Genomic DNA, 24,567 nt, shown 5'->3' with positions numbered 1-24,567 from the left:
AAACTAACATTCTTTTGACGAAAGCTAACAACTAGGATGACCGACAACAAGAACAACAGATGAGGTCATGGATGCAGACTTCCCTTGATGAATTCGACTACATCGTGGTCGGCGCCGGACCAGCCGGTTGTTTGCTGGCCAATCGGCTGTCGGCCAACCCGCAACATCGGGTACTGCTGCTTGAAGCGGGCGGCCGTGATAACTACGCGTGGATTCATATCCCGGTTGGCTACCTGTTCTGTATCGGCAACCCGCGCACCGATTGGTGCTTCAAGACCGAAGCGCAAGCAGGCCTGCAAGGCCGCGCCCTGAGTTACCCGCGGGGAAAAGTGCTCGGTGGCTGTTCTTCGATCAACGGCATGATCTACATGCGCGGCCAGGCCGGGGACTACGACGGCTGGGCTGCCGAGGGCAATCCCGGCTGGAGCTGGAACGAGGTGTTGCCGCTGTTCAAGAAAAGCGAAAATCATTTTGCCGGTGATTCGCAATTTCACGGCGCCGCCGGCGAATGGCGGATCGAACGCCAACGTCTGTCATGGCCCATTCTTGATGCATTCCAAAGGGCTGCCGAGCAAAGCGGCATCGCCAGCATCGACGACTTCAACCAGGGCGACAACGAAGGTTGCGGTTACTTTCAAGTCAACCAGAAAGCCGGGATTCGCTGGAATGCGGCCAAGGCGTTTCTCAAACCGGTCCGCAACCGACCCAACCTCACCGTGTTGACCGGTGTTGAAGTGGATCGCGTGCTGCTGGAAAACGGCCGTGCATCGGCGGTCAGCACACGCTGGCAAGGTCAGGCGAAATCCTTCAAGGCACGCAAGGAGATCGTCCTCTGCGCCGGCGCCGTCGGTTCGCCGACCATCCTCCAACGCTCCGGCGTCGGCCCGCGCCCGCTGCTGGAAAAACTGGGCATCGGCGTGGCTCATGAGTTGCGCGGCGTCGGCGGCAACTTGCAGGATCACCTGCAACTGCGATTGATCTACAAACTCGAAAACGCCCGTACCCTGAACCAGATCGCCGGCAGCCTGTGGGGCAAAATGGGCATGGGCTTGCGTTATTTGTATGACCGCAGCGGCCCCCTGTCGATGGCACCCAGTCAGCTCGGCGCGTTTGCCCGTTCGGGACCGGAGCAGACCTCGGCCAATCTTGAATACCACGTGCAGCCACTGTCGCTGGAGCGCTTTGGCGAACCCTTGCACGCCTTCCCGGCGTTCACTGCTTCGGTCTGCGATCTGCGCCCGCAAAGCCGTGGCCGAATCGACATTCGTTCGGCCAATCCGCAAGACGCGCCACTGATTCAGCCCAATTATTTGAGCCACCCGCAAGACTTGCGTATCGCGGCCGACGCCATCCGCCTGACCCGGCGCATCGTCGCCGCTCCGGCGTTGCAAGCGTTCAAACCGGTGGAATACCTGCCCGGTGACAGCCTGCAGAGCGAAGAAGAATTGCACCAGGCTGCTGCCCGCATCGGCACCACGATTTTCCACCCGGTGGGCACCTGCCGCATGGGCAATGACACGGATTGCGTGGTGGATGCGCAATTGAAAGTCCACGGCATCCCCGGCCTGCGCATCGCCGATGCGTCGATCATGCCGCGCATCACCTCGGGCAACACGTGTTCGCCTACGCTGATGATTGCCGAGAAAGCCGCCCAACTCATCCTCAACCCAGCCACAAGGAGCATCATCGAGCAAAAGGAACTGGCCGCCCACACCTGAATCCCACCTGTAGGAGCTGCCGAAGGCTGCGATCTTTTGATTTTGCTTCTTAAGATCAAGATCAAAAGATCGCAGCCTGCGGCAGCTCCTACAGGATTGGCGTACACCTGATTTATGGACAAACGCGGCACCACCCACAAGGGCGGTGCCGACAGTGGAACAACAAAAACAATCACTGTGAGGGATACCGATATGTCAGAACATGTTCAGCCTCTGGAAATCACGCGCAGCGCCGATGCCGGCCGCGACACCCGTAAAGTCATCTTCGCCTCGTCACTCGGCACGGTATTCGAGTGGTATGACTTTTTTCTCTACGGCGCGCTTGCGGCCGTCATCAGCAAACAGTTTTTTGCCGGTGTCAACGACACCACCGCGTTCATTTTTGCGCTCATGGCGTTCGCCGCCGGTTTTGTCGTGCGGCCGTTCGGTGCGCTGGTGTTCGGGCGGTTGGGGGACATGATCGGGCGTAAATACACCTTCCTCGCGACCATCATCCTGATGGGGCTGGCGACCTTCTGCGTCGGGTTACTGCCGACTTACGCGAGCATCGGCATCGCCGCGCCGATCATCCTGGTCGTGCTGCGCATGCTCCAGGGCCTGGCCCTGGGCGGTGAATACGGCGGCGCGGCCACCTACGTCGCGGAGCACGCCCCCATCGGCAAGCGCGGTTTCCACACCAGCTGGATTCAATCCACCGCCACCCTCGGGCTGCTGTTGTCGTTGCTGGTGGTGCTCGGTTGCCGCTATTTCACTGGCGACCAGTTCGAAGTCTGGGGCTGGCGGATTCCGTTTCTGTTTTCGATTTTCCTGCTCGGCATCTCGACCTGGATTCGCTTGAGCCTGCACGAGTCGCCTGCCTTCGTGAAAATGAAAGAGGAAGGCAAACTCTGCAAGACGCCGCTGCGTGACTCCTTCGGTAAATGGGAAAACCTCAAAGTCGTTCTGATCGCCCTGTTCAGCATCAACGCCGGGCAAGCGGTGACCTTTTATGCCGCGCAGTTCTACGTGCTGTTCTTTCTCACCCAGTTCCTGAAGATGGACCCGGCACTGGCCAACAGCCTGCTGATTGTCAGCGTGATCATCGGTGCGCCGTTCTTCATCTTCTTTGGCTGGCTGTCGGACAAGGTCGGGCGCAAACCGGTGCTGATGATCGGCCTGCTGCTGGCGACCGTGCTGTACTTCCCGATTTTCAAAACCTTGGCCCACTACGCCAACCCGGCCATCGACCAAGCCAGCCACCAGGCACCGATCACCGTGCTGGCCGACCCGGCCACCTGCACGTTCCAGTTCGACCCGGTGGGCAAGGCGAAATTTGACAGCCCTTGCGACAAGGTCAAGACCTTCCTGGTGAAACAAGGCTTGCCCTACAGCAGCGAAGCGGCGCCGGCCGGCAGCAAGGTGCAGGTGAGCGTCGGCGACGTGAAGCTCGATGGCTATGACGAAGCGGCCCTGCGCGGCGCGGTGACATTGGCCGGGTATCCGTCGCAAGCCGATACCCAACTGATCAACAAGCCAATGATCGTGGCCTTGATCGTTGCGCTGATCATCATCTCCGCCATGTGCTACGGACCGCTGGCGGCGCTGATGGTCGAACTGTTCCCGACCCGCATCCGCTACACCTCGATGTCCCTGCCCTACCACATTGGCAATGGCTGGTTTGGCGGGTTTCTGCCAACGGTGTCGTTTGCGTTGGTGGTGTACACCGGGGACATCTTCTACGGACTGTGGTACCCGGTGGTGATTACCGCGGTCAGCCTGGTGGTGGGGATGATTTGTTTGCGTGAGACCAAGAACGTGGATCTGAATACCAACTGATAATCAAGCCATAACGCGGACCGTAGCAGCTGGCGAAGCCTGCGTCCGGCTGCGTAGCAGTCGTAAATTCTGAGCGCTAGGTATTCCTGAAACACCGCCGCTTGATTTTACGACTGCTACGCAGCCGGACGCAGGCTTCGCCAGCTGCTACGGTTTGTGTTACGGCTTAATTGATTGGCATTCTCCAGCCCCGCCACTCACCCGACCGAGGCACCATGATCATTTCATCCGCTTCCGACTATCGCGAGGCCGCCCGGCGCAAACTTCCGCGTTTCCTGTTTGATTACATTGACGGGGGCGCTTACGCCGAGCACACGCTGAGGGCCAACAGCGCTGACTTGACGGGCATCAGCCTGCGGCAGCGCATTCTGAAAAATGTCGAGACCCTGAGCCTCGAAACCACCCTCTTCGACCAACCCCTTTCAATGCCAATCATCCTGGCGCCGGTGGGCCTGACAGGCATGTTCGCCCGCCGGGGTGAGGTGCAGGCGGTCAAAGCCGCGAACAACAAAGGCATCCCACTTTGCCTGTCGACGGTCTCGGTGTGTTCGATCGAGGAAGTCTCGACCCAGAGCCAGCAATCCATCTGGTTTCAGCTGTACGTGCTGAAAGACCGAGGCTTCATGAAAAATGCGCTGGAGCGCGCGAAGGCCGCCGGCGTAAAGAACCTGGTGTTTACCGTCGACATGCCGACGCCCGGTGCGCGCTACAGGGATGCGCACTCGGGCATGTCCGGCCCATTTGCGGCGTCACGCCGAATGCTCCAGGCCATGACCCGACCCGACTGGGCATTCAATGTCGGTGTCATGGGCCGGCCACATGACCTCGGGAATATCTCTAAGTACCTGGGCAAAGCCGTAACGCTCGAAGATTACATGGGCTGGCTGGCGAACAACTTCGATCCGTCGATCAGCTGGAGCGACCTGCAATGGATTCGTGATTTCTGGAAAGGCCCGATGATCATCAAAGGCATTCTCGATCCCCAGGATGCCAAGGACGCGGTCAGCTTTGGCGCCGATGGCATCGTGGTGTCGAACCATGGCGGGCGGCAGCTGGACGGCGTGCTGTCCACGACCAAGGCATTGCCGCCGATCATGCACGCCGTGGGGAATGATCTGACAGTGCTGGTCGATTCAGGGATTCGCTCGGGGCTTGATGTCGTACGAATGTTGGCCCTGGGCGCGAAAGGCGTATTGCTCGGGCGTTCAATGGCCTATGCGCTGGCGGCCGATGGTCAACGCGGGGTGGAAAACATGCTGGACATTTTCGCCAGGGAAATGCGCGTGGCCATGACCTTGACCGGTGTGACGTCGATTGGGCAGATTGATGAGTCCACGCTGGTGGATATTCGAGCTGGAACGCAGAGCGTCCCTTGAGGCATCCCCACGCGGAGCGTGGGAATGATCTGTCTCCAATTTATCGCCTTTGAAGCGCCAGTCAGACCACGTCGTCAAGGATCTCGAACTTCACTTGATCCGGATAAAACGCCACGTATCCACGAATCTGATCGACCGAGACTTTGGGGTTTTCATAACTCCACACGGCATTGGCGCCTTCGTGCCCCGGGATTTGCAGGCTGAAATAGCTGGCATCTCCCTTATACGGGCAGTAGCTCGTGTGATCCGTGCGGGCGAAATATTTCTCGTCAATGTCCTCCCGCGGGACGTAGTACACAGGCGGGTAATTGGCCTCCAGCAGCACCAGCGCGCGGGAGGACGCGGCCACCTGGATACCGTGAAACTTCACCAGCAGGCAGCCTGGCTGCTCGGCGATGGTGATGACAGGACTGGGACCGGAGCTTTTCATGGAATACGTTCCTCATGGGCTATTGGACCTGTAGGCGCGAGCACAGCGGCCTCAATACCGGAGACCTCAAGCGTCAGGTATAACCCAAATTTCGCAGTCACGACTGCTTCGCAGCTGAACGGAGGGTCAAAAGATCGCAGCCCAACAGGGTGCACGCCGTTGTAGGAGCTGCCGCAGGCTGCGATCTTTTAACACTTTCCAACGGAAAACTTCGTCTACGATCAATAGCACCGTTGACACCCTTACTGCGCAGTTGAGCAGTCGTGGCGTGGGGGTTCGAGTCTCAAAAGCTTGAGGGACCGCACATGCCTGCCACACAGTTTGCGCTCGATCAAAAGATCATCACCCTCGACGCCCGCCCGGATCGCCTGGATTTGCGTGATCGCATCTTCACCCCGCGCGTCCAGTCACTGCCGCCCTCCTGGCCCGCCGACAAAGACATCGCGACCGAACTGTCGGCTTATCTCGGTAAAGGCATGGTCCTTTACCAGGGCAACGAAGGTGCGTGCACCGGTTTCGGGTTGGCGGCGGTGGTCAACTATCTGTTGTGGCTGCGGGACCGGGCCTCGACCCAGACGAGCCCGCGCCAGCTCTATCATTTGGCCAAGCTGTATGACGAGTGGCCAGGCGAAGACTACGCCGGCTCCAGTTGCCGTGGCGCGTTGAAGGGCTGGCACAAACATGGCGTCTGTGCCGAGGCGCTTTGGCCCTATACGGTCAAGGCCAACGGCTCGGTGCCCGCGTTTGAAGCGCCGGCCGAGAATTGGGCCATCGACGCCATGACTCGACCGCTGGGGGTCTACTACCGCGTCGAGAAGGATGACATCACCGCCATGATGGCGGCGCTCTACGAAGCCCGCGCGCTGTACGTTTCCGCCAATGTGCATCAGGGTTGGGCGCTAATGCAGCCCAAAGGCAAAAAACGCCCGCCCGTGGTGTTCCAGAGCATGTCGCAACTGCCGGTCATCAAATGGCCGGCAAAACCTCAGGGCGGTCATGCCTTTGCCTTGATCGGCTACACCCATCAGGGCTTCATCGTGCAGAACTCCTGGTCAACCGATTGGGGATTTTCCGGATTTGCCATCCTGACATTCGAGGACTGGCTGGCCAATGGCACGGACGTCTGGACCGTGGCGCTCGGGGTAGCGATCGAACACGGCGCGCCCTCGCACAACCTGACTTCACGTGCCAAGGCCGATGCCCGGTCGCCGTTTCGCAACGCACTGTCCAGCGCCAGCGCCAAGCGCGAAGGTGTCTCGCTGTTTACCGCCAGTGCGCGCGACCCCGATCGCAAAGGCCCACCCTTGTTGACCAAGGACCAGGCGTATGGGCTGACCATCGTGATGGAAAACAACGGCAGCATCGGCCCCCGTCTCACCGACGTCGAAAATGTCCGGGCGGGCGTAAAGCGTATCGTCTACGAGGCACCACGTGCCTGGTACGACAAGTTGCCGGCAGCCAACAAGCCAGCGGTATTGCGGATCGCCGTGATTGCCCACGGCGGGCTCAATTCAGAGGAGGACTCCATCAACCGGATTTGTGCGATGGCGCCGTACTTCCTCGAAAATGGCATCTATCCGCTGTTTGTCACTTGGCGCACCGGCGCCGTGGAAACGTTCGCGGACATCGTTCAAGACGCATTGCCCGGGTTGTTTCCTGAGGCGGGGGGCATCAGCGACATGCTGAAGAACCTCAAGGATAAAGCCCTGGAAGGCCTGGATCGCACGGTGGAACTGGCGACCAAAAAACTCGGCGGCGATCAGTGGAGCCAGATGAAACAGAACGCCGAAGCTGCCTCCGAGGCGGGCTTCACCCCGCGCGGGCTGGTGGAAATGGCGGATAACCTGAAGAAACTGGTCGCGGACCTGGGCAAGAAGAACGTTGAATTGCACCTGGTCGGCCACTCGGCCGGATCATTGATCAATGGCCATTTGATACAGCTGGTGTGGGCGCGAAGCCTGTCCATCGAAACGTCGACGTTGATGGCCCCGGCCTGCACCCTCGACTTTGCCAACCAGACCTATCGCAAAGTCATCGATGCCGGTGGGCTCAAGCGCAAGGATTTCCACCTCCACATCATGTCCGACGACCGTGAACAGGACGACAACGTCATCAGCGTGTACCACAAGTCGCTGCTGTACCTCGTTTCCCGTGCCTATGAAGAACTGCAACGGATGCCGCTGCTGGGCATGGCCAAGGCGCTGGATAAAAATTTCCAGGACTTCAGCGATCCCGCCCTGGCGGAGTGGAACATTGCCGCGAAAAACATGACCGAGCAGTGGAATCAGTTTTACTGGGGCAAAACCATTCCATCCGGGTTTGCCGCAACAGGCCGCGGGCTGCCCGACGCGTTCGCGAACACCCTGCACATCTTCAACGATGCCAAAATGAACTACGGTGCGGGGACCAAGGCCGATACGTCTCATGGCGGATTCGACAACGACATCAACGTCATTACCGCCGTGTTACTGACCATCCTCAGACGCGAACCCAACGCCAAGCTGGATCTGCCGGTGGTCAACCTCAACTATTGACCCGTATTGGCCCGTATTGCCCCGTCCCCTGTAGGAGCTGCCGAAGGCTGCGATCTTTTGATTTTAAAGGTCAAGATCAAAAGATCGCAGCCTTCGGCAGCTCCTACAGGGGAGAAATGAATCGCAATGCGAAAGCTGTACATCCATACAGATAATGATTGCTCCATCGTTCATCAGCCGCCATTCTGTCAGCCTCTCGACAGTTGATGAACGATGGTGGTTATGCGGTTGTACCTCTGTGAAAAACCTTCCCAGGCCAAAGACATTGCAGCGGTGCTCGGCGCCAGGCGTCGGGGCGACGGCTGCTGGCTGGGAACGGACGTCACGGTAACCTGGTGCATCGGCCACCTGCTCGAAACCGCGCCGCCGGATGCCTATGACGCGCGTTACAAGCGCTGGGTACTGGCGGACCTGCCGATCATTCCAGACAAATGGAAGATGACGGTCAAACCGCGCACGGCCAGCCAGTACAAAGCCGTGAAGCGTCTGCTCGGCGAGGCCAGTGAACTGGTGATCGCCACCGACGCCGACCGTGAAGGCGAAATGATCGCCCGGGAACTGGTGGAACATTGCCGGTATCGCGGGCCGATCCAGCGCTTGTGGCTGTCGGCACTGGACGATGCCTCGATCCGCAAGGCGCTCGCGGCACTCAAGCCTGGGGCCGAAACGTTCAGTCTTTATCATTCGGCGCTGGGGCGTTCCCGGGCCGACTGGCTGATCGGGATGAACATGAGCCGGTTGTTCACGCTGCTGGGGCGTCAGTCCGGGTACCAGGGCGTATTGCCGGTCGGCCGGGTGCAAACACCGACCTTGCGCCTGGTAGTGGACCGCGACCGCAGCATCGCCGATTTCGTACCGGTGGCCTACTGGGCCATCGACGTACAACTGCTGCACGACGGCACCGCGTTCACCGCCCAGTGGCGGGCGGCGTCCGACGTTTGCGACGATCAGGATCGCTGCCTCGATCAGGCGCTTGCCCAACAGGCCGCAGCGGCGATGGGCAGTGCCGCGAAGGCCAGGGTCATCAAATTGCGCACCGAGCGGATGCGCGAAGTGGCGCCCCTGCCCTTCGATCTGGGCACCCTGCAGGAAGTCTGCTCAAAGAAGCTCGGGCTCGGCGCGCAGGAAACCCTCGATATTGCCCAGGCGCTCTACGAAACCCACAAAGTCATTACCTATCCGCGCAGCGACTGTGGCTACCTGCCCGTCAGTCAGCACAGCGAAGCACCGGGTATTCTGGCGGCGTTGAGACAGGCTGATCCGGCGCTGAACGCCTTGAGCGATCACCTCGAACCTCAGCGACGATCCCGGGCCTGGAACGACGCCAAGGTCAGCGCGCACCACGGCATCATCCCCACGGCGGCGGCGAAAAACCTTGAGCGACTGGCGGGCAAGCAGCGAGCGGTCTACACCCTGATCCGCGCGCGTTACCTGGCGCAGTTTCTGCCCAATCACGAATACGACCGGACCCAGGCCGACTTTGACTGTGCAGGTGAAGCCCTGCGCGCGGTGGGCAAGCAGATCGTCGAGCCCGGCTGGAAACGCGCCCTGCCCGAGGCCCTGGCCCCGGCCAAGGGCCGCGAAGCACCGGCACCGCAGACACTACCGGCCCTGGCCGAGGGGCGTGACTGCGCGGTGGCCGACGTGAAACTCAAGGACCTCTGGACGCAACCGCCGAAACCGTTCACCGAAGGCGACCTGATCAAGGCGATGAAAAATGTGGCCAAACTGGTCGAAGATCCGCTGCTCAAGCAAAAGCTCAAGGACACCACGGGCATCGGCACTGAAGCGACCCGCGCCTCGATCATCCAGGGCTTGCTCGACCGTGGTTACCTGATCAAGAACGGCAAGGCCCTCGCCGCGACCCCGGCGGCTTTCAGCCTGATTGATGCCGTGCCACGCGCGATTGCCGATCCCGGAACCACGGCGATCTGGGAGCAAGCGCTGGACATGGTGCAAAGCGGCGAAATGAGCCTGGAAGAGTTCGTCACCAAGCAGGCCGCGTGGATGAGCAAGCAAGTCGCTCGCTGCGCCGGCCTGAGCCTGACCATCAGCGGACCCGCAAGCCCGGCCGGGCGCGGTGCCACGCCCTGGAAGAACAAGCGCAAACCGGCCAAGCGCAAACCATCGACCGGCACCCGGCGCACGGTCAAACCGGCGGGCAAGGCGTGAGGGCAGCCGGTAATGGTCTAGTGTTTTCATAGCCCGCATCAGGAGCTCACCCGCATGCCCTCGATACAGCTGCACGCCGCCCAGCGCGATGAACTGGAAACGATTGAAAACCTGATGCAGTTCTACCTGCACGACTTCAGCGAGTGGCTGCCGCTGAAACTTGGTGAGCATGGCTTTTTCAACGTCCAGCCCCAACTGGATTACTGGCGAAACCCCGCAACCCGCCCGTTTCTGATCAACGTTGATGGAGAATTGGCCGGTTTTGTGACAGTGGATGACGTCACCCACCTTCAAGGTGCCGAGCACAACATCGGCTACTTTTTTGTCAGCCGCCGCTTCCGTGGCCAAGGTGTCGCGAAGTTTGTCGCTTCCACCCTCTTGAGCCAATTCCCCGGTCAATGGCAAATTTTTCACATCGACGCGAACCTGCCTGCGCGGCGGTTCTGGGCCAGGGTAATGCCCGAGCTCACAGCGGGTGCGTTTACCCGGCAACAGCTGCCAGTGGAGGATTATCCCTGCACGTTCTATCGCTTTACTTCCGCAGCGCCAACACCGCCCCTGTAGGAGCTGCCGAAGGCTGCGATCTTGGCGATGTCAACTCCACCGCACCCCCACACATGCTGGCTTCGCTGCTCCTTTTAATTCCAAAAGCCCATTGTCCGACAATATGTAGTGCCTGAAAATAATCACTACATAACGGTTGACGACGTCGATTTGCCCTTGCATGATGCAGACATCTCCCCGATCGGGAGTACAGCAACATGTTTGAGCAAGCTCGTCTGACCGCCGAGCTGTTTTCCCCGGATACACGCTGCCCACAAGGCAGATTGAAGAAACTGACCTGGCCCGAACGTCCAGTACAAGGACGAGAAGCTGGCGATCTATCCTCATGAAGCTTGTGGCCGACCCTGAAAATGTCGGCAGTGGCCTGAAGGTTTTCGCCGGTTCTCTTCGTTGTGACGCTAACGCGTAGCAGTTATTCAACACGACTACATGCAGCAGACGCGGGACTCGCCATCTATGGCGGCCGACCGCTGACGTCCTGGTTTCGGTGCCAGGGATCAACTAACCGATGGGCTACTTGTATTAGCGAATCAACTTTGAAAGATCACCAAATGGTCAAGGGGCTTTATTATGAATCTGAACAATCAAACCACTATCGATGAACTGGCTCGTATGTTCGCTGCGCAAAAAGACAGCCATGACAGCCATATTCTGTGGATCAGCAAGTCGGGACAGGTTCATATCGACTGTCTGTCACCGCACGCCCATGAAGCCGAGTTCGACCAGAACAACCAGAACCTGCTCGCCCGACTGAAGATGTACCGTCGCGGCCAGGGCTACGTCGGCAAGAAAGCCGCGGCCGACAAGGACTTCATCGGTAATGTGCTGCATACGCTGAAACAGGCGTGGGCATCGATGCAGAATCACAACGAAGTTCGGGTGATTGACCGATTCTACTGATAGCACAATGGGGTTTTATCCCTCCCCATAAATAACAAAGGCCCCGCTCGTTATATCGAGCGGGGCCTTTTTGTTTGTCTCGCGCACAGCAAACGAAGCTATCGTTAAGCCTATCCACTGAGCATTGGAGACTGGCGATGAAAAAAACCCTGACGTTCATACTGCTGCTGGCACTGGCGAATGTTGCCCACGCCAGCAGTACCCCCGGCATGCCCTCCTTTGATGTCGATTGCCCCGGCAAAATTGCCGTTCATGCGGATCAGGACGGGCCGGTGACGATCAACAACAAGGAAGCCGAGACCAAAGCCATCGACGAACACCACTTCGAGGCCAAAGGCTCGGGCATCACACTCTCGATCGTCCTCGCCGATGATGACTCGGTGACTGTGAGTTCCACTGGCAAGGCGCCCAATGGCCTGTGCCAGTCAGTCGATGATTGACGTGCCCCCGAGCACCAGTTCCATAAAGGCCAATGACGCCGCGCTGTCATAGTTGTTTCTGCGTCGCAGCAGTGCAGCCCCGCGCTGGGCGCCTTGCCGAGTAACGGCATTTTGCGCAAAGCGCGGTCCTGGGTGGCGATAGCCATGTGCCGAATGACTTCGAGCAAGGTGTTCACCGAATTGACCTCAATCAACACCTTCGGGCGGTGCGCGTGAACCACCGTGGTCGGCGACTGCCAGCAGATAGCGCAGGTGTCGGAGCAGCATGGAATCTCCATCTATAGGCAGCACTTATGCGATGCATTGTATATCGGTCTTGGACGCTATTGATTAATCGGCAGAAGATTGGTTCACACCCAAGCATTACCCAACCCGATAGGAGAAATACCATGCAACAGTCCCACGCCTACAACGACAACAGCCTTGAACTGACCGCCAAGATTCTCGACGCCAAAGCTCGCAAAAACCTGTCCTTCGAAGACGTCACTGAAGGCACCGGCCTTGGCCTGGCGTACGTCACCGCAGCCCTGCTCGGCCAGCACCCGCTGCCGGAAAGCGCCGCCAAAGTGATTGGCGAGAAACTCGACCTGGACGCCGACTCGGTAGCCCGCCTGCAAATCATCCCCCTGCGCGGCAGCCTCTCGGGAGTCCCGACTGACCCGACCATCTACCGCTTTTACGAAATGATCCAGATCTACGGCACCACCCTGAAAGCCCTTGTTCATGAACAGTTCGGCGACGGCATCATCAGCGCGATCAACTTCAAGCTGAACATGAAGAAAGTCGAAGATCCAGAAGGCGGTCACCGTGCAGTGATTACCCTCGACGGCAAGTTCCTGCCACTGCGTCCTTTCTGAGTTGATACCGGCCGCAACGAATTTTCACGCACACCAATCTGTAGCAGCTGCCGAGCCTGCGAGGCTGCGTTCGGCTGCGGAGCAGTCGCCTGGGCCTGCGAGGACTACGTCCACGGACGCAGCCTCGCGAGCTCGGCAGCTGCTACGGAACTATCCAATTCATGTACGAGGTGATACCCATGAAAGCGCTCGTCGACGGTTTTTTGAAGTTCCAGAAGGAAGCCTTCCCGCAACGGACCGACCTGTTCAAACACTTGGCCACCACGCAGCACCCCGGCACGTTGTTCATCACCTGCTCCGACAGTCGTGTGGTGCCGGAACTGCTGACCCAACAAGAACCGGGTGAACTGTTTGTGATCCGCAATGCCGGCAATATCGTGCCCTCCTACAGCCCCCATCCGGGTGGTGTGTCGGCTACGGTCGAGTATGCGGTCGCGGTACTGGGCGTCACCGATATCGTGATCTGCGGCCACTCGGACTGCGGCGCCATGACCGCTGTCGCCAAGTGCACCTGCATGGACCACTTGCCCGCCGTCAGCGGCTGGTTGCAACACGCGGAATCGGCGAAAGTCATCAACGAAGGCCGGACTCACGCCAATGAAGCGGCAAAAGTGAGTTCGATGGTTCGGGAAAACGTGATCGCTCAACTGGCTAACATCCAGACTCACCCGAGCGTGCGACTGGCTCAGGAAAAAGGGCTGCTGAACCTGCATGGCTGGGTCTACGACATCGAAACCGGTTCGATCGATGCACTCGATGCCAACAGCCGCTCGTTCGTGTCGCTCGTCGAGCACCCGACCACCTGCGCCGTTTACGGCAGAGCGGTTGAAGCCGCTTGATGGGTGCCAGACCACCCGGCAGCGCCCCCGGTTCATGGGAACGCTGCAACGATTCAACCTCTATTTGTCGTCGAGCTTATCTGGTCGACTCTCCGCGCTTTCTTCGGCGTTGGGCGGTGTTGGAACACTGCCCGGCGTGAACACGTGAGTCAGCAACTCCCTCGCATCGATTTCGACAACACCCGGCACAGAACGGGCCAGCGCAACCGCCTGTTCACATTGTTTATGGGTGTTGACGCGACCGCTCAACGCCACCGTGCCCGCAAGGGTTTTGACATGGATCTGCAGGCCCAGGCTCGGCTCGCCCAGTGCCAGGGCTGATTTCACCCTCGTGGTAACCCATGCGTCGTGAGCGACCGTTTCCAGCCGATGAGAGTAATGCTCAAAGGATTGAAGTTTCATGGCGGACCCCTCTCTCAAAACACAGACTCAAACACACATTAATTATAGTGCGCCTCTGGCCTGCGGTCGGGAAGGTTCAGCGCTTGACCGACAGATCGGTCTGGGTCATTCGGCTACGGATCGTAAACACCCCATCTCCCGAGAGAATCGCGCTGCGCGCGAACAGACGGCCGCTTTCCCAGTTCGAAAGACCCAGTTCCGGCTTGTTCAGCGCGTACTGGCCATCGACCCAGCGGGTAATCCCGTCACCGACGAACGGTGCGTTGACTTCGTTATAGAAGCGCTCATGGGCCTCGGCGTGTTCACTGATCAGCGACACGGTGAACTGCGGGCTGTAACGGTTGAACAAGGCGATAGCGGTGTCCAGGTCGTCGATGATCATCAAACTCACTTCAGGCGTTTCTTCCCATTCCCACTCGCGGCCCAACTGTTCTTCGGCTAGCGGCTCGGCCAGCGCTTCGGTCTGGTAACCGTCGGCGCGGTAGACATCGACTGTTGCGGTCCGCCAATGGGCAGGCAAATACGCTTCGCTGCCCTCGACGATGTGCAACTTGCAGCCCTCTTCCCGTGCGGCGCCCGCCTGTTGCAGGGCGGCCAGAAACAGCGGCACCAGTTCGCCCGCGCGATCGCGGTGAATCAGGCAGACGTTCAGGGTGTTGCAGACTTTGCGGTCCAGGGAATTGCGCACCACGGCGGCAAAACGCTTGGCGTCGGCGTCCTTGTCGGCGATCAACCAGGCACCACCGGTACCGTGCAGACTGACGGCGGTGCCGGCCTGTTGCGCAATGCTGCCCAGTTGACTGACGGCACGCCCCGAACCACGGGCCACGGCCAACGACAGGCGCCGGTCGGCGAACATCGCCCAACCGGCGGCGTGATTGATGCTTTCAACCAGCGACACCGCGCCCGTCGGCAATCCGGCGTCGCTCAAGGCCGGGTTCAAGGCGTGGGTGACGATGGCTTGCGCCGTGCCCAAGGCATCGCTGCCAATGCGCAGCACGGCGGTATTGCCGGTGCGTAACACGCCAGCGGCGTCGGCAAAGACATTCGGCCGGCCCTCGAAGACGAACGCGACGATACCCAGGGGCGAAATCACTTGCTCGACTTTCCAGCCGTCATGTTCGACGCAACTGAGTACCTTGCCGCGCGTGGCGGACGCATCACGCCAGGCGCGCAGGCCGGCGATCATGTCGCGGCGCATGCGTTCATCGGCCAGCAGCCGCGTGGTCGAGCGCCCACGGGATTTGGCCCACTCGATGTCGGCCAGGTTGGCGGCTTCGATCAAGTCCCAGCAATCCGGGTCTTCAAGACGTTGGGCAAAGAAGTCGAAGAACGCGCTGATCGCCTCATCGGAAACAGCGGCCATCGCCTTAAAGGCGGCTTCGGCCCGCTCGATCGCCACCGTCGCCGCTTTCTGGTCCGCGACGGGAACCAGCAACAGCTCGCCGCTGACCTGTTCTACCAGCAGGTGGTCACCGGGCTGAAAGCGTGCCGCCAGTTCAAGGCTGACCACGGTGACACGGTTACCGGCAAAAGGGATCTGAGTGCCAGCGACAAGACGTTCGAGCGCAAGAGACATGAAGCGGTTTCACCATGCAATGGGCGGGCAGAAAATGTATAGGAAAAGCCCTCTGGCGTCACGTTTCAGGCCCGGGATTGCAGCCGCGAATGCAACAAACCCTTGACCGTGCGCATGACCGCGGCGTTCGCGTCTTCCATCTGCCCGACGTGTTTGAGCGCTTCCTCCAGTTCGCCCCGGCCGTGCGCCTCGAGCGCTGCCTGCCCGCTACTGTGAACCAGCCGATGCGGCACTTCCATGCGTCGAAACTCGGCATCGCGCTGCTGGGTCTGGTTCTGTTCGCCGTAGTACCACTGGCCAAACAGGCATTCGGTTTCATCGGGCAGGGTCAACGGTGAATGGGGCTTGGGATTGAGCAGGCGATCGTACACCGTGACTTTCAGCGTCAGCTCTTGCAGGTTAGCCAGTTCGACGTTGGACAGCAGGTGCGACTGATCGATTTCGCGTTGCATTTGTTGGGCTTCGCCGTACATGCCGGCCATCGCCTCGGCGGTTTTATCGATGACGGCACCGAACGCGTTCGACACCTGGCTCTGTTGCGAGATCGCCTGTTTGGCCTGGCTGATTTCCTGCTGGATGGCCGAGGTTTCCTTGACGATCTCCCGGGTCGCTTCAGCGGTTTTCTCCGCGAGCAACCGCACTTCGCCAGCCACCACCGCAAAACCGCGCCCTTTGTCCCCGGCGCGTGCCGCTTCGATGGCGGCATTCAGCGCCAACAGGTTGGTCTTGCGTGCGATGTCGCTGATCAGGTCGACGATCCGGTCAATCTCGCTGGCGCGGCCGACCAGATGGGTGATCACCTCTTCCAGTGCGTCCAGGCCCGCGGCCATGACCCGCGACTGCTCCTGCAAGTGGCTGACCTGCGCGCGGTTGTCGATGGCCGCCTGCGCCACGGTTTCGGCCCGCTGATGGTTGAGTTTGAGGCGCTGGTTGAGCATCGAGAAGGATTCGCTGACCGGTGACAGCGAGTTGCCGCACGTCAGCAGGTGTTGCGCCAGGCCGCGGAAAAAATCGCGATCGCGCAATTCGGCCTTACGCGTTGCCGACAGTGGGTCGTCGACGCTGGCCGCGATGACTGGCGCCAGCACCGCCACTGGCGGTTCGGCGGCTTTTTTGCTGCGCCACGTGAAACTCATCCCCATCTCCCTACGCATTGCGTCAAAACACGGACGATACGAACGAACAGTGCCGGGAAAAAGCCCCAATTTTACGAAATACACGCATACCCCCTGTAGGAGCTGCCGCAGGCTGCGATCTTTTGATCTTGCTTTTTTAAGATCAAAAGATCGCAGCCTGCGGCAGCTCCTACAGGGACCGTGCGCGTATCAGAGTGTGTACAGAGCCGGGCCTGACACACCCCACCTATAAAACCCCGCGCCAGAGACACATCGCAGATACACCCGCTTGATGAAATGTGCCTGTCGATTGGCCACGCCAATCAAAGCGCTCAACTCACTCCCCGCATCCCTGACTGAACGGAGATCCACCCCATGAGCACCTCACTCTCTTCGGCCGTGAAAGGCCTGCACCTTAACCTTGACCGTGCCGGTAGCTGGATCGCCCCGCTGACCCTGCGGGTATTCCTCGCCTGGGAATTCTTCGAATCAGGCCTGGAAAAGTGGAATGGCGAGAACTGGTTCGCCGACATTCAGGACCGCTTCCCGTTTCCGTTCGACCACGTGTCGGCCAACCTGAACTGGGAACTGTCGATGTGGGCCGAACTGATCTGCGCCCTCGCGATACTGGTGGGCCTGGGCACCCGGGTGTCGGCTTTCATCCTGATCGTGGTCACCATCGTTGCGACCGCTGCCGTTCACTGGCCGGCCGATTGGTCTACATTGAGTGAGCTTGCTCAGGGTTACGCCATCAGCAACAAGGGTCATGGCAATTTCAAACTGCCGCTGATCTACCTCGCGGCCTTTATGCCGCTGCTGCTCTCGGGTGCCGGCAAGTTCAGTCTCGATGCGCTGATGGCCCGGTTTTTCTGGCGTCGTAACAATCGCTAAACACCAGCACGTCGATAATGCCTCCCACTCCACAAGAACGGAGCAATCGTCATGAGCCTCACTCTCTACGGTTTTAACGGCAGCACCTATGTACGTACCGTGAAGATGCTTCTTGCAGAAAAAGCAGCGGATTACGACCAGGTGCCGGTCAACGTGATGAAAGGCGAGCCGCATCTGCCGGAGCATTTGTTGCGCCACCCCTTCGCCAAGGTGCCGGTCATCGATCACGACGGTTTCAGAGTGATTGAAACCGACGCCATCATGGCCTACCTCGATGAAGTCCTGCCCGGCCCTTCGCTGATGCCTGACAATGCCCATGACCGCGCACGCGCGCACATGGTCATGGGGATTCACGATTCCTATGGCTACGGCGCAATGGGCTCGGTGTTCGGCTATCACCTGTTTCCCGATTTCATCGGCGGGAAAAATGAAGACTCTCGGCGCAAAGGCATCGAGAACTCAAAACTGGTCCTGCGTGAACTGATGAAAATCAAAGGCGACGATCCGTTTGTCGCCGGGCAAAGTCCGAGCTTCGGCGACTTTTACCTGGCACCAGCCTGTGCTTACATGGCGATGACCCCGGATGCGCCACAGGTGTTTGCGGTCAACGGTTTCGATGACTGGTGGAAACGGGTTCAGAATCTGCCAAGCTTCCAGGCTACCCCACCGCAATAATCTTTACCCCAACTCACTTGCGAAGACAGGAGCCACCATGAGCGTGACCACCCAATGGATCGAGATCGACAGCGCCGACGGTAAATTCGGCGCTTACCTGGCCATTCCCCACACCCTCAAGGGTCCGGGGATTGTGCTGATCCAGGAGATCTTCGGCGTGAATGAACACATCCGCTCGGTTGCCGAGCAATACGCCGCTGATGGCTACCTGGTCATCGCACCGGACCTGTTCTGGCGCAGCGGCCCACGGATCGAACTGACTTACGATGAAGCGGGCTGGAAACGCGCCGTCGAGTTGATGAATGCCACCGACGTCGGCAAGGCACAAACCGACATCGAACTGGCCATCGACGCCTTGAAAGCTCATCCCGGCCTGGACGGCGGCATCGCTTCAATCGGTTACTGCTTTGGCGGCCTGCTTTCGTACCACACCGCTGCCAATGGGCTAGTGGACGTGGCTATCGCCTATTACGGCGGCGGAATCCAGAATAATCTCGACCGCGCCGATGAAATCGAAGTGCCGCTGCTGATGCACTTCGGCGAACAGGACAGCCATATTTCATTGGAAGCAGTGGAGAAAATTGCCGAGCGCTTCGACACCAATGACAACGTGGAAATTGTCGTGTATCCGGAAGCCGAACATGGCTTCAACTGCTCGCACCGCGACAGCTATAACCAGCGCGCAGCGGCCGAGGCGCATGGCAACACCTTGATCTTCTTGGGTATGGAACTGTAATACCCCCCTGTAGGAGCTACCGAGTGACACGAGGCTGCGATTTTTTGATTTTAAAAAGATCGCAGCCTCGTTTCACTCGGCAGCTCCTACCGGCATGGTTTATTCCGGTTGAGCTGAAACAGCCACGTTCGGTTGCGTACGTTCATGAACATGACGATGCGGCGTACGGTCGATGTTAAGGCTGAGCAATTCCGGACGGCTGTAGTGGCCGCGCCCATCCATCTGACGTTTACGGATTTCGATCTGGAACAAATCGATGTCCGCGATGACTTCACCTTCGCCTTCGATCAGCGCGCCGACGACCTCACCTTGCGGGTCAATGATCGCGGTGTAGCACCCCCCGGAAATCGGACCGATCTCGCAGCCGGTGTCGGCCACGATCTGGGCCTGCTGCTCCGGGTATAACCAGGCGGTCGAGTTCACCACAAAGCACGCCGATTCCAGGGCGTGCATGCGGATGCTGACTTCCATTTGGCGGGTGAACAGTTCCCCGGCGAATGAACCCGGGTACATCGAGGCGTGAATCTGTTCGCCGTCTTCGATCAAGGCGTAGCGCGCCAACGGGTTGTAATGTTCCCAGCAGGCCAGTTGACCGATGCGCCCCACCGCGCTGTCGGTAGCCCGCAAGCCAGAGCCGTCGCCCATGCCCCAGATCATGCGTTCGTGATAGGTCGGCGAGATCTTGCGGCGCGCCTGAATCAGGGTGCCGTCGGCATCAAACAACAACTGCGTGTTGTAGAGGGTGCTGCCATCGCGTTCGTTGACGCCGATGGAAACAACCATGTTCGCTTCCTTCGCGGCCTGGCCGATCGCATCGGTGGTAGCCGAGGGCACCACGACGGCCTGGTCGAGTAATTTATAGTGCTCGGCGCCCATTTTGAAAGGCGACTGCACGAACGAAAAATACGGGTAGTACGGAACGATGGTTTCGGGGAAAACGGCGAACTGCACGCCCTTCTCGCCAAGTTCACGAATCTTGTTAACCACCTTTTCTACAGTGCCTTCACGGCTGTAGAGAACAGGTGCGATTTGGACGGCAGCGGCTTTGACGACGGTCATGGCGATAATCTCACTGAGGAAACGGGCTTCAACGAGATCTAAATTACGCCAATAATATTTTGTCTCAAATGCCGAATACACCACCTTTTAGGACATCGCCTTCAAGATACGCTGAAGCACTTGCGGCGGTTGCCCGAACGCGCGGATGAACGCTCGGCGCATACGCTCCCGATCGCCAAAACCGGTATCGGTCGCGACCACATCGATGGAATGCCGGCCGGTTTCCATCATCAGGCGCGCGGCCTCCACTCGCAGGTTTTCGATGGCTTTGGCGGGTGATTGACCGGTTTCGGCGTGGAACACCCGACTGAACTGCCGAGGGCTGAGATGGGCGGCGCCGGCCAGTTCTTCCACCGACAACGCGGACTTCAGGTTGTGCTTGGCGTAAGTTAGCGCCGCCTGGATACGGTCGGTCTTGGGCTCCAGTTCGAGCATCACTGAAAACTGCGACTGCCCGCCCGCACGCCGGTGATAAACCACCAGTTGCCGGGCCACCAAACGTGCGACTTCCGCGCCCAGATCCTGTTCCACCAAGGCCAGCGCCAGATCGACACACGCGCTCATGCCCGCGGCGGTCCAGATATTGCCGTCATTGATGAAGATACGGTCTTCTTCCACCTTCACCTTTGGATAAGCCCGTTGCAGCGCCGGTGCATGGCACCAGTGCGTGGTCGCCCGTCGGCCATCGAGCAAACCGGCCTCGGCCAGCGCAATCGCCCCCGTGCAAATCGACCCCAGACGCCGGGTGGACTGACTGGCGCTTCGCAAAAATTCGACCATGCCCGGTGTGGTCGGCCGGATCAGGTTGTCGCCCATCACCAGTAGCGTATCGAAAGCGTGCTGATCGAAAGCGCTGGTTTCCACACCGAACCCAGCAGAGGTCTGCACCACGCCGCCGTGCTCGGACAGCAAGGCAATACTGTAGACCGGTTCACCCGCCGTGCTGTTGGCCATTTCGAAAGTGGCGCACATGGCCAGGCCCAGCACCTGGAAACCGGGGTAAACGATGAGTCCGACCTTGTGCATGAATACTGTCTCTTTGACCTTAAAGGTGGCGTGACAGGATTTCCAGCCACAGCCCTGCACTGTACGCCTCTTGGAATCGCTCATACATGCTTAACTACGCAAAGTTTTAGCGCCGATGCCCCCACGGCGCCTTTGTAGGAGCGAGCTTGCTCGCGAAGAACGACAGGGCGGCGCGTCTATTCAGGAAACACGCGTTATCGTTGACGTCCATCGTGAGCAGGCTCGCTCCCACAAGGGTATTACCTCCGTTCAGAGCTGGTTGGCCAGCGCCATGTTCACGAATCGTGTATCGAAACGCAGCTTGATGTTGTTCTTGTCGCCAAGGGTCGAGCCATCGGCGAACAGCATGCCCACCGCATCGGCGCTCTTGGCGTTCTGGCCGAGCAAGCCTTTGGCGAAGGAGAACGTGCGGACCTTGTCCATGGTGTGGCGGATGGCCTCGGAGTTGGCAAATTCAAACGCCGTGGCCGGCGTGTAGAACAACATGGTTTGGGTCAGTTGGTCCTCATAGCCTTTCAGGTCGGTGCCCGAGCGTTCAGCCATCGAGGTACGTGCGGCAACCGCCTGACCGTCGTCACCAGACATCAATTGCAGGGTCTCGAACCACGCGCCGACCAGCGCTTTGCCCAGCTCCGGATTGGCTTTCAGGGTTTCGGTGTTCACCGCCATCATGTCGATGATCTCCCCGGGGATCTCCTTGGACGTAAAGACCTGCACTGCCGTCGGCGATTGCTTCATCACCATGCTCAATTGCGGATTCCACAACGCCGCAGCGGTGACGCCCGGCGTGGTGAACGAGGCCACCGCATCGGCGTCGGAGGTGTTCATGATCTTGATGTCGCGCTGGCTCAGACCGTGGATGTCCAGGGCCCGGGACATCAGGTAATCCGAGACCGACAGCTCCACCAGGTTGACCTGCTGGCCCTTGATGTCGGCAAAGGTCTTGCCGTGCTTCAGCACGATGGCGTCGTTGCCGTTGGAGTAATCGCCCAGAATCAGGCCGGTGGTGTCCACGCCGTTGGCGCTCGGGATGGTCAGCGCATCCATGTTGGTCATGCCGCACGCATCGAACGCGCCGGCGGCGTACTGGTTGATCGACTCGATGTAGTCGTTGAGCTGCACGAGTTCGATCTTGATCCCGTACTTCTTCGCCCACTTGTCGATGATCCCGTGTTCACTGGCGTAGCCCCACGGCATCCAGCCGGAATAGATCGACCAGGCGACCTTGAACTCCTGTTTTTTCTCGGCGGCAGAAACCCCGAAAGCGAGACAGGACAGCGCCAGCAACACGGCTGCAAAACGATAAAGCACGCACGAGAATGCCTTCATGGAAACCTCACGGGTTATGAATGTGTGATGCATTGAGTTCAAACGAGCGGCTGGGTATAGCGGCTCAATGTCGGTGATTCCAGCGCGTACCATTGCCCGGCGCTGTTGGTGAATCCGGTGGCCTGCATGTAGCTGACGTTCGGCTCCAGCGTGTCGATGACGAACACGCGTTCACGGGTTACGCCATCGACTTGCAGCAATTGAGTGACGTGCTTGCCGTCGGCGTGCAGCTCGAAACCCTCGAGTGAAATCAGCGGCTGGCCCACTCGAACGGCGCAAGTCGAGAGCGCTACGGTAAAGCCCTGATCGAGCGACCCCGCCGCCACCGAGGTTTCGAAGTTGAATGCTTGGTTCAGCCAGTGCGGGTCATGCCCGTTACGGGCGACCAGATCGCGCAACGGCACGTCGCCCTCAAGAGGTTCGGCACGTCCCAGCACCATCGCGGCATGTTCACCGCAGACGATCAGGCCACCGCCACGGTGATACACGATGCCGCTTTCCAAGTCCTTTTCTTGCAACAATCGCAGGCCAATCAGCGCGCCAGGGGCCGACGTTTGCAGGCGCCAGTCTTCGACATACGCGCCGCTGGGCGCGAACTCGATCATGCAGTTGCCGATGCGCTTCAACACACCGGGCTCCGGCCAGCGATTGTTCAACTGCAACGACGTGTCGGTGTGCCAACTGAGCACCTCCCCCTCCCACGAACACAAGGCTTCCCAGCCTTCGTAGTTGGCAAGTGTCTGCAATTCTTCGGCGTTGTATTCCAGAAGTGGTTTGGCTGTTACCTGCTGAGCCTCCAGCGGCAGGCGCAAATCGATGGTGAAGTGGCGGCTTTGAAACCAGCACACATGGGTTTGTGTATCGGTCAGGCCATCGGCAAAGCTGATCGCCCGGCGCTTGTAGAAACCGAGCATCCAGTCCGGCACACCGTTCACGGCTTTTTGCGGATAGCGTGCGACGAGGTCGTTGAGGTGCATGTCAAACCTCCTCGGCCATTGCGGCGCGGCCATAGGACGACAAGCCTTTCGCCCCATCCGGCAAACTCAGCTCGCCGCTGGCCACGCGCTGCTTTAGGTAGCGGAAAGTCTGCAGGGTTTGCGCATACAGGTGATCGCCACACGCGACCGGGTCATAACGGCTGGGCGTTGCCGGGTCGACCAGTTGCGCGATGGGCGCGATGACCGTGTCGTAATCACAGGCACAAAACATCGGGAACGAATAACGCTCCCGGGTCACCTTGCGCACCCGATGTGCCGTGGCGACGTAGGTGCCGTTACTCAGCACTTCCATCATGTCGCCAATGTTGATCACAAACGCCCCGTCCACCAGCGGCACATCAATCCACTGCCCTGCCCCGTTCAAGACTTCAAGGCCAGGCGCGGTCGGCAGCAAAATGGTGAAGCATTCGTAGTCGGTGTGCGCGCCGATGCCGGGGCGATCCACCGGCGCGTCTGGCGAGAACGGGTAGTGGATCAGCCGCAGTTGGCTGGGCGGATGATTGACCCATTGGCTAATGGTGTTTTCCGGCAAGCCGAGCGCCAGTGCGAAGCCTCGAAACAGCGTGAGACTGAGACTGAACACGGCGTCGTAATAGGCCTTTATGTCGTCCTTGAAGCCCGGCAAGGTCGGCCAGCGATTGGCGCCGAGCATGGGGCGTTGCCCTTGGTCACGGAGGTAATCGAAACCAACGTCGAAGGCTTCCTTGTGATCGATGCTGCCCTCGACGAACTGCTCCTCGCCCTCGGGCACATAACCGCTGTGATTGCTCGAAAGGCCAATGTAATCCTGCATTTTTTGCTCAAGCCGTTGTGCGAAATAGGCTGCTGTCCGTTGCTTGAGGCGATGGATGATTTGCGGGTCGATACCGTGGCCGGTTACGTACAGGAAACCCGCTTGTTTCGCGGCCTGACCTAATGCAGTGGCGGTTTCGATTCGGTCCGCTGCGTTGGCCGAAAAAAGTCCGCGAAGGTCCACGAGGGGCAAGGTCTGAAACGCGGAGTGTGGGGTGATACGAGGCTTGGGCGCCATAAGTAACCTCCTGATGATTAGTCAAAATGTCACCTGGTCGTCCAGATATCGCAAAGCCGCGAGGCCTCCGGGTCGTCCCGGA

22 protein-coding genes and 2 pseudogenes are annotated in these 24,567 nt (G+C 59.4%); 13 read left to right on the top strand and 11 right to left on the bottom strand.

Features of this window, described 5'->3' with window-relative positions; translation table 11 throughout:
- The first annotated feature begins 71 nt into the window (after window positions 1–71).
- The 3 genes from ACA052_RS12380 to lldD all read left to right on the top strand — a co-directional run bounded on the left by ACA052_RS12380 (window position 72) and on the right by lldD (window position 4,909).
- Window positions 72–1,718 (top strand): GMC family oxidoreductase, encoded by a 1,647-nt coding sequence (locus ACA052_RS12380; RefSeq protein WP_497649925.1) that lies wholly within the window; start codon window positions 72–74, stop codon window positions 1,716–1,718.
- 192 nt (window positions 1,719–1,910) lie between these two features.
- Entirely contained in the window at window positions 1,911–3,533 is a 1,623-nt protein-coding gene (locus ACA052_RS12375) for an MFS transporter (RefSeq protein WP_497649924.1), read from the top strand.
- Window positions 3,534–3,748: 215 nt separating this feature from the next.
- On the top strand, window positions 3,749–4,909 hold the full coding sequence (gene lldD / locus ACA052_RS12370) for an FMN-dependent L-lactate dehydrogenase LldD (protein ID WP_497649923.1): 1,161 nt from the start codon (window positions 3,749–3,751) through the stop codon (window positions 4,907–4,909).
- A 61-nt stretch (window positions 4,910–4,970) separates the two neighbouring features.
- Here the strand turns inward: lldD and ACA052_RS12365 are convergent, their stop codons facing one another.
- Window positions 4,971–5,339 (bottom strand): DUF427 domain-containing protein, encoded by a 369-nt coding sequence (locus ACA052_RS12365; protein ID WP_497649922.1) that lies wholly within the window; start codon window positions 5,337–5,339, stop codon window positions 4,971–4,973.
- Between the two features lie 305 nt (window positions 5,340–5,644).
- On the opposite strand from ACA052_RS12365, the gene ACA052_RS12360 reads away from it, so the two are divergent.
- The 5 genes from ACA052_RS12360 (at window position 5,645) to ACA052_RS12340 (ending at window position 11,949) form a co-directional block, all read left to right on the top strand.
- Window positions 5,645–7,873, top strand: a complete 2,229-nt coding sequence (locus tag ACA052_RS12360; RefSeq protein WP_497649921.1) for a C1 family peptidase — start codon at window positions 5,645–5,647, stop codon at window positions 7,871–7,873.
- Between the two features lie 222 nt (window positions 7,874–8,095).
- Window positions 8,096–10,045 (top strand): DNA topoisomerase III, encoded by a 1,950-nt coding sequence (locus tag ACA052_RS12355; protein ID WP_497649920.1) that lies wholly within the window; start codon window positions 8,096–8,098, stop codon window positions 10,043–10,045.
- A 54-nt stretch (window positions 10,046–10,099) separates the two neighbouring features.
- A complete protein-coding gene (locus ACA052_RS12350; RefSeq protein WP_497649919.1) occupies window positions 10,100–10,609 on the top strand; it encodes a GNAT family N-acetyltransferase in 510 nt (169 codons plus the stop codon).
- 570 nt (window positions 10,610–11,179) lie between these two features.
- A complete protein-coding gene (locus ACA052_RS12345; protein WP_497649918.1) occupies window positions 11,180–11,509 on the top strand; it encodes a hypothetical protein in 330 nt (109 codons plus the stop codon).
- A 137-nt stretch (window positions 11,510–11,646) separates the two neighbouring features.
- Window positions 11,647–11,949: a hypothetical protein gene (locus ACA052_RS12340; RefSeq protein ID WP_497649917.1), complete on the top strand. Its 303-nt coding sequence runs from the start codon at window positions 11,647–11,649 to the stop codon at window positions 11,947–11,949.
- On the opposite strand, the pseudogene ACA052_RS12335 reads toward ACA052_RS12340, so the two are convergent.
- Window positions 11,935–12,152: pseudogene (locus ACA052_RS12335) on the bottom strand (transcriptional regulator CynR); the annotation flags it as partial. The gene ACA052_RS12340 and the pseudogene ACA052_RS12335 sit on opposite strands and share 15 nt — an antisense overlap.
- Window positions 12,153–12,338: 186 nt before the next feature.
- Here ACA052_RS12335 and cynS point away from each other — a divergent pair.
- Together cynS and ACA052_RS12325 are read left to right on the top strand one after the other, a co-directional pair.
- Window positions 12,339–12,806, top strand: coding sequence for a cyanase (cynS, locus tag ACA052_RS12330; RefSeq protein ID WP_497649916.1), 468 nt, complete (start codon window positions 12,339–12,341; stop codon window positions 12,804–12,806).
- 179 nt (window positions 12,807–12,985) lie between these two features.
- Window positions 12,986–13,645 carry a carbonic anhydrase gene (locus ACA052_RS12325; protein WP_497649915.1) on the top strand — a complete coding sequence of 220 codons (660 nt, stop codon included), beginning with the start codon at window positions 12,986–12,988 and terminating at the stop codon, window positions 13,643–13,645.
- A gap of 60 nt (window positions 13,646–13,705) precedes the next feature.
- Here ACA052_RS12325 and ACA052_RS12320 read toward each other — a convergent pair whose 3' ends face one another.
- The 4 genes and pseudogenes from ACA052_RS12320 to ACA052_RS12305 all read right to left on the bottom strand — a co-directional run.
- Window positions 13,706–14,047, bottom strand: coding sequence for a BON domain-containing protein (locus ACA052_RS12320; protein WP_497649914.1), 342 nt, complete (start codon window positions 14,045–14,047; stop codon window positions 13,706–13,708).
- A 76-nt stretch (window positions 14,048–14,123) separates the two neighbouring features.
- Window positions 14,124–15,626 (bottom strand): aldehyde dehydrogenase family protein, encoded by a 1,503-nt coding sequence (locus ACA052_RS12315; RefSeq protein ID WP_497649913.1) that lies wholly within the window; start codon window positions 15,624–15,626, stop codon window positions 14,124–14,126.
- A 65-nt stretch (window positions 15,627–15,691) separates the two neighbouring features.
- Window positions 15,692–16,078 (bottom strand): CZB domain-containing protein, encoded by a 387-nt coding sequence (locus tag ACA052_RS12310; RefSeq protein ID WP_497650313.1) that lies wholly within the window; start codon window positions 16,076–16,078, stop codon window positions 15,692–15,694.
- A 36-nt stretch (window positions 16,079–16,114) separates the two neighbouring features.
- Window positions 16,115–16,564: pseudogene (locus ACA052_RS12305) on the bottom strand (methyl-accepting chemotaxis protein); the annotation flags it as partial.
- 552 nt (window positions 16,565–17,116) lie between these two features.
- On the opposite strand from ACA052_RS12305, the gene ACA052_RS12300 reads away from it, so the two are divergent.
- From ACA052_RS12300 to ACA052_RS12290, 3 genes are read left to right on the top strand one after another with little or no spacing between them, the layout of a single operon-like run.
- Window positions 17,117–17,632 (top strand): HvfX family Cu-binding RiPP maturation protein, encoded by a 516-nt coding sequence (locus ACA052_RS12300; protein ID WP_497649912.1) that lies wholly within the window; start codon window positions 17,117–17,119, stop codon window positions 17,630–17,632.
- Between the two features lie 51 nt (window positions 17,633–17,683).
- Complete coding sequence (locus ACA052_RS12295; RefSeq protein ID WP_497649911.1) at window positions 17,684–18,307, top strand: glutathione S-transferase family protein; 624 nt, start codon at window positions 17,684–17,686, stop codon at window positions 18,305–18,307.
- Between the two features lie 37 nt (window positions 18,308–18,344).
- A complete protein-coding gene (locus ACA052_RS12290) occupies window positions 18,345–19,043 on the top strand; it encodes a dienelactone hydrolase family protein (protein ID WP_497649910.1) in 699 nt (232 codons plus the stop codon).
- Window positions 19,044–19,142: 99 nt separating this feature from the next.
- On the opposite strand, the gene ACA052_RS12285 is transcribed toward ACA052_RS12290, so the two are convergent.
- From ACA052_RS12285 to ACA052_RS12265, 5 genes are all read right to left on the bottom strand, one after another.
- A complete protein-coding gene (locus ACA052_RS12285) occupies window positions 19,143–20,102 on the bottom strand; it encodes a nitrilase-related carbon-nitrogen hydrolase (RefSeq protein WP_497649909.1) in 960 nt (319 codons plus the stop codon).
- An 87-nt stretch (window positions 20,103–20,189) separates the two neighbouring features.
- On the bottom strand, window positions 20,190–21,128 hold the full coding sequence (locus tag ACA052_RS12280) for a GlxA family transcriptional regulator (RefSeq protein WP_497649908.1): 939 nt from the start codon (window positions 21,126–21,128) through the stop codon (window positions 20,190–20,192).
- Window positions 21,129–21,377: 249 nt separating this feature from the next.
- Window positions 21,378–22,457 (bottom strand): putative urea ABC transporter substrate-binding protein, encoded by a 1,080-nt coding sequence (locus ACA052_RS12275; RefSeq protein WP_497649907.1) that lies wholly within the window; start codon window positions 22,455–22,457, stop codon window positions 21,378–21,380.
- A 38-nt stretch (window positions 22,458–22,495) separates the two neighbouring features.
- The gene (locus ACA052_RS12270; RefSeq protein ID WP_497649906.1) at window positions 22,496–23,434 is read right to left on the bottom strand and encodes a hypothetical protein; all 939 of its coding nucleotides are present in this window, start codon (window positions 23,432–23,434) and stop codon (window positions 22,496–22,498) included.
- A 1-nt stretch (window position 23,435) separates the two neighbouring features.
- Window positions 23,436–24,485 carry an isopenicillin N synthase family dioxygenase gene (locus ACA052_RS12265; RefSeq protein ID WP_497649905.1) on the bottom strand — a complete coding sequence of 350 codons (1,050 nt, stop codon included), beginning with the start codon at window positions 24,483–24,485 and terminating at the stop codon, window positions 23,436–23,438.
- Between the last annotated feature and the right edge of the window lie 82 nt (window positions 24,486–24,567).

The organism is Pseudomonas sp. LBUM1644, from assembly GCF_059716195.1.
Note: the sequence above shows the minus strand (reverse complement) of the source record. Positions and strands in the feature narration are given on the sequence as shown.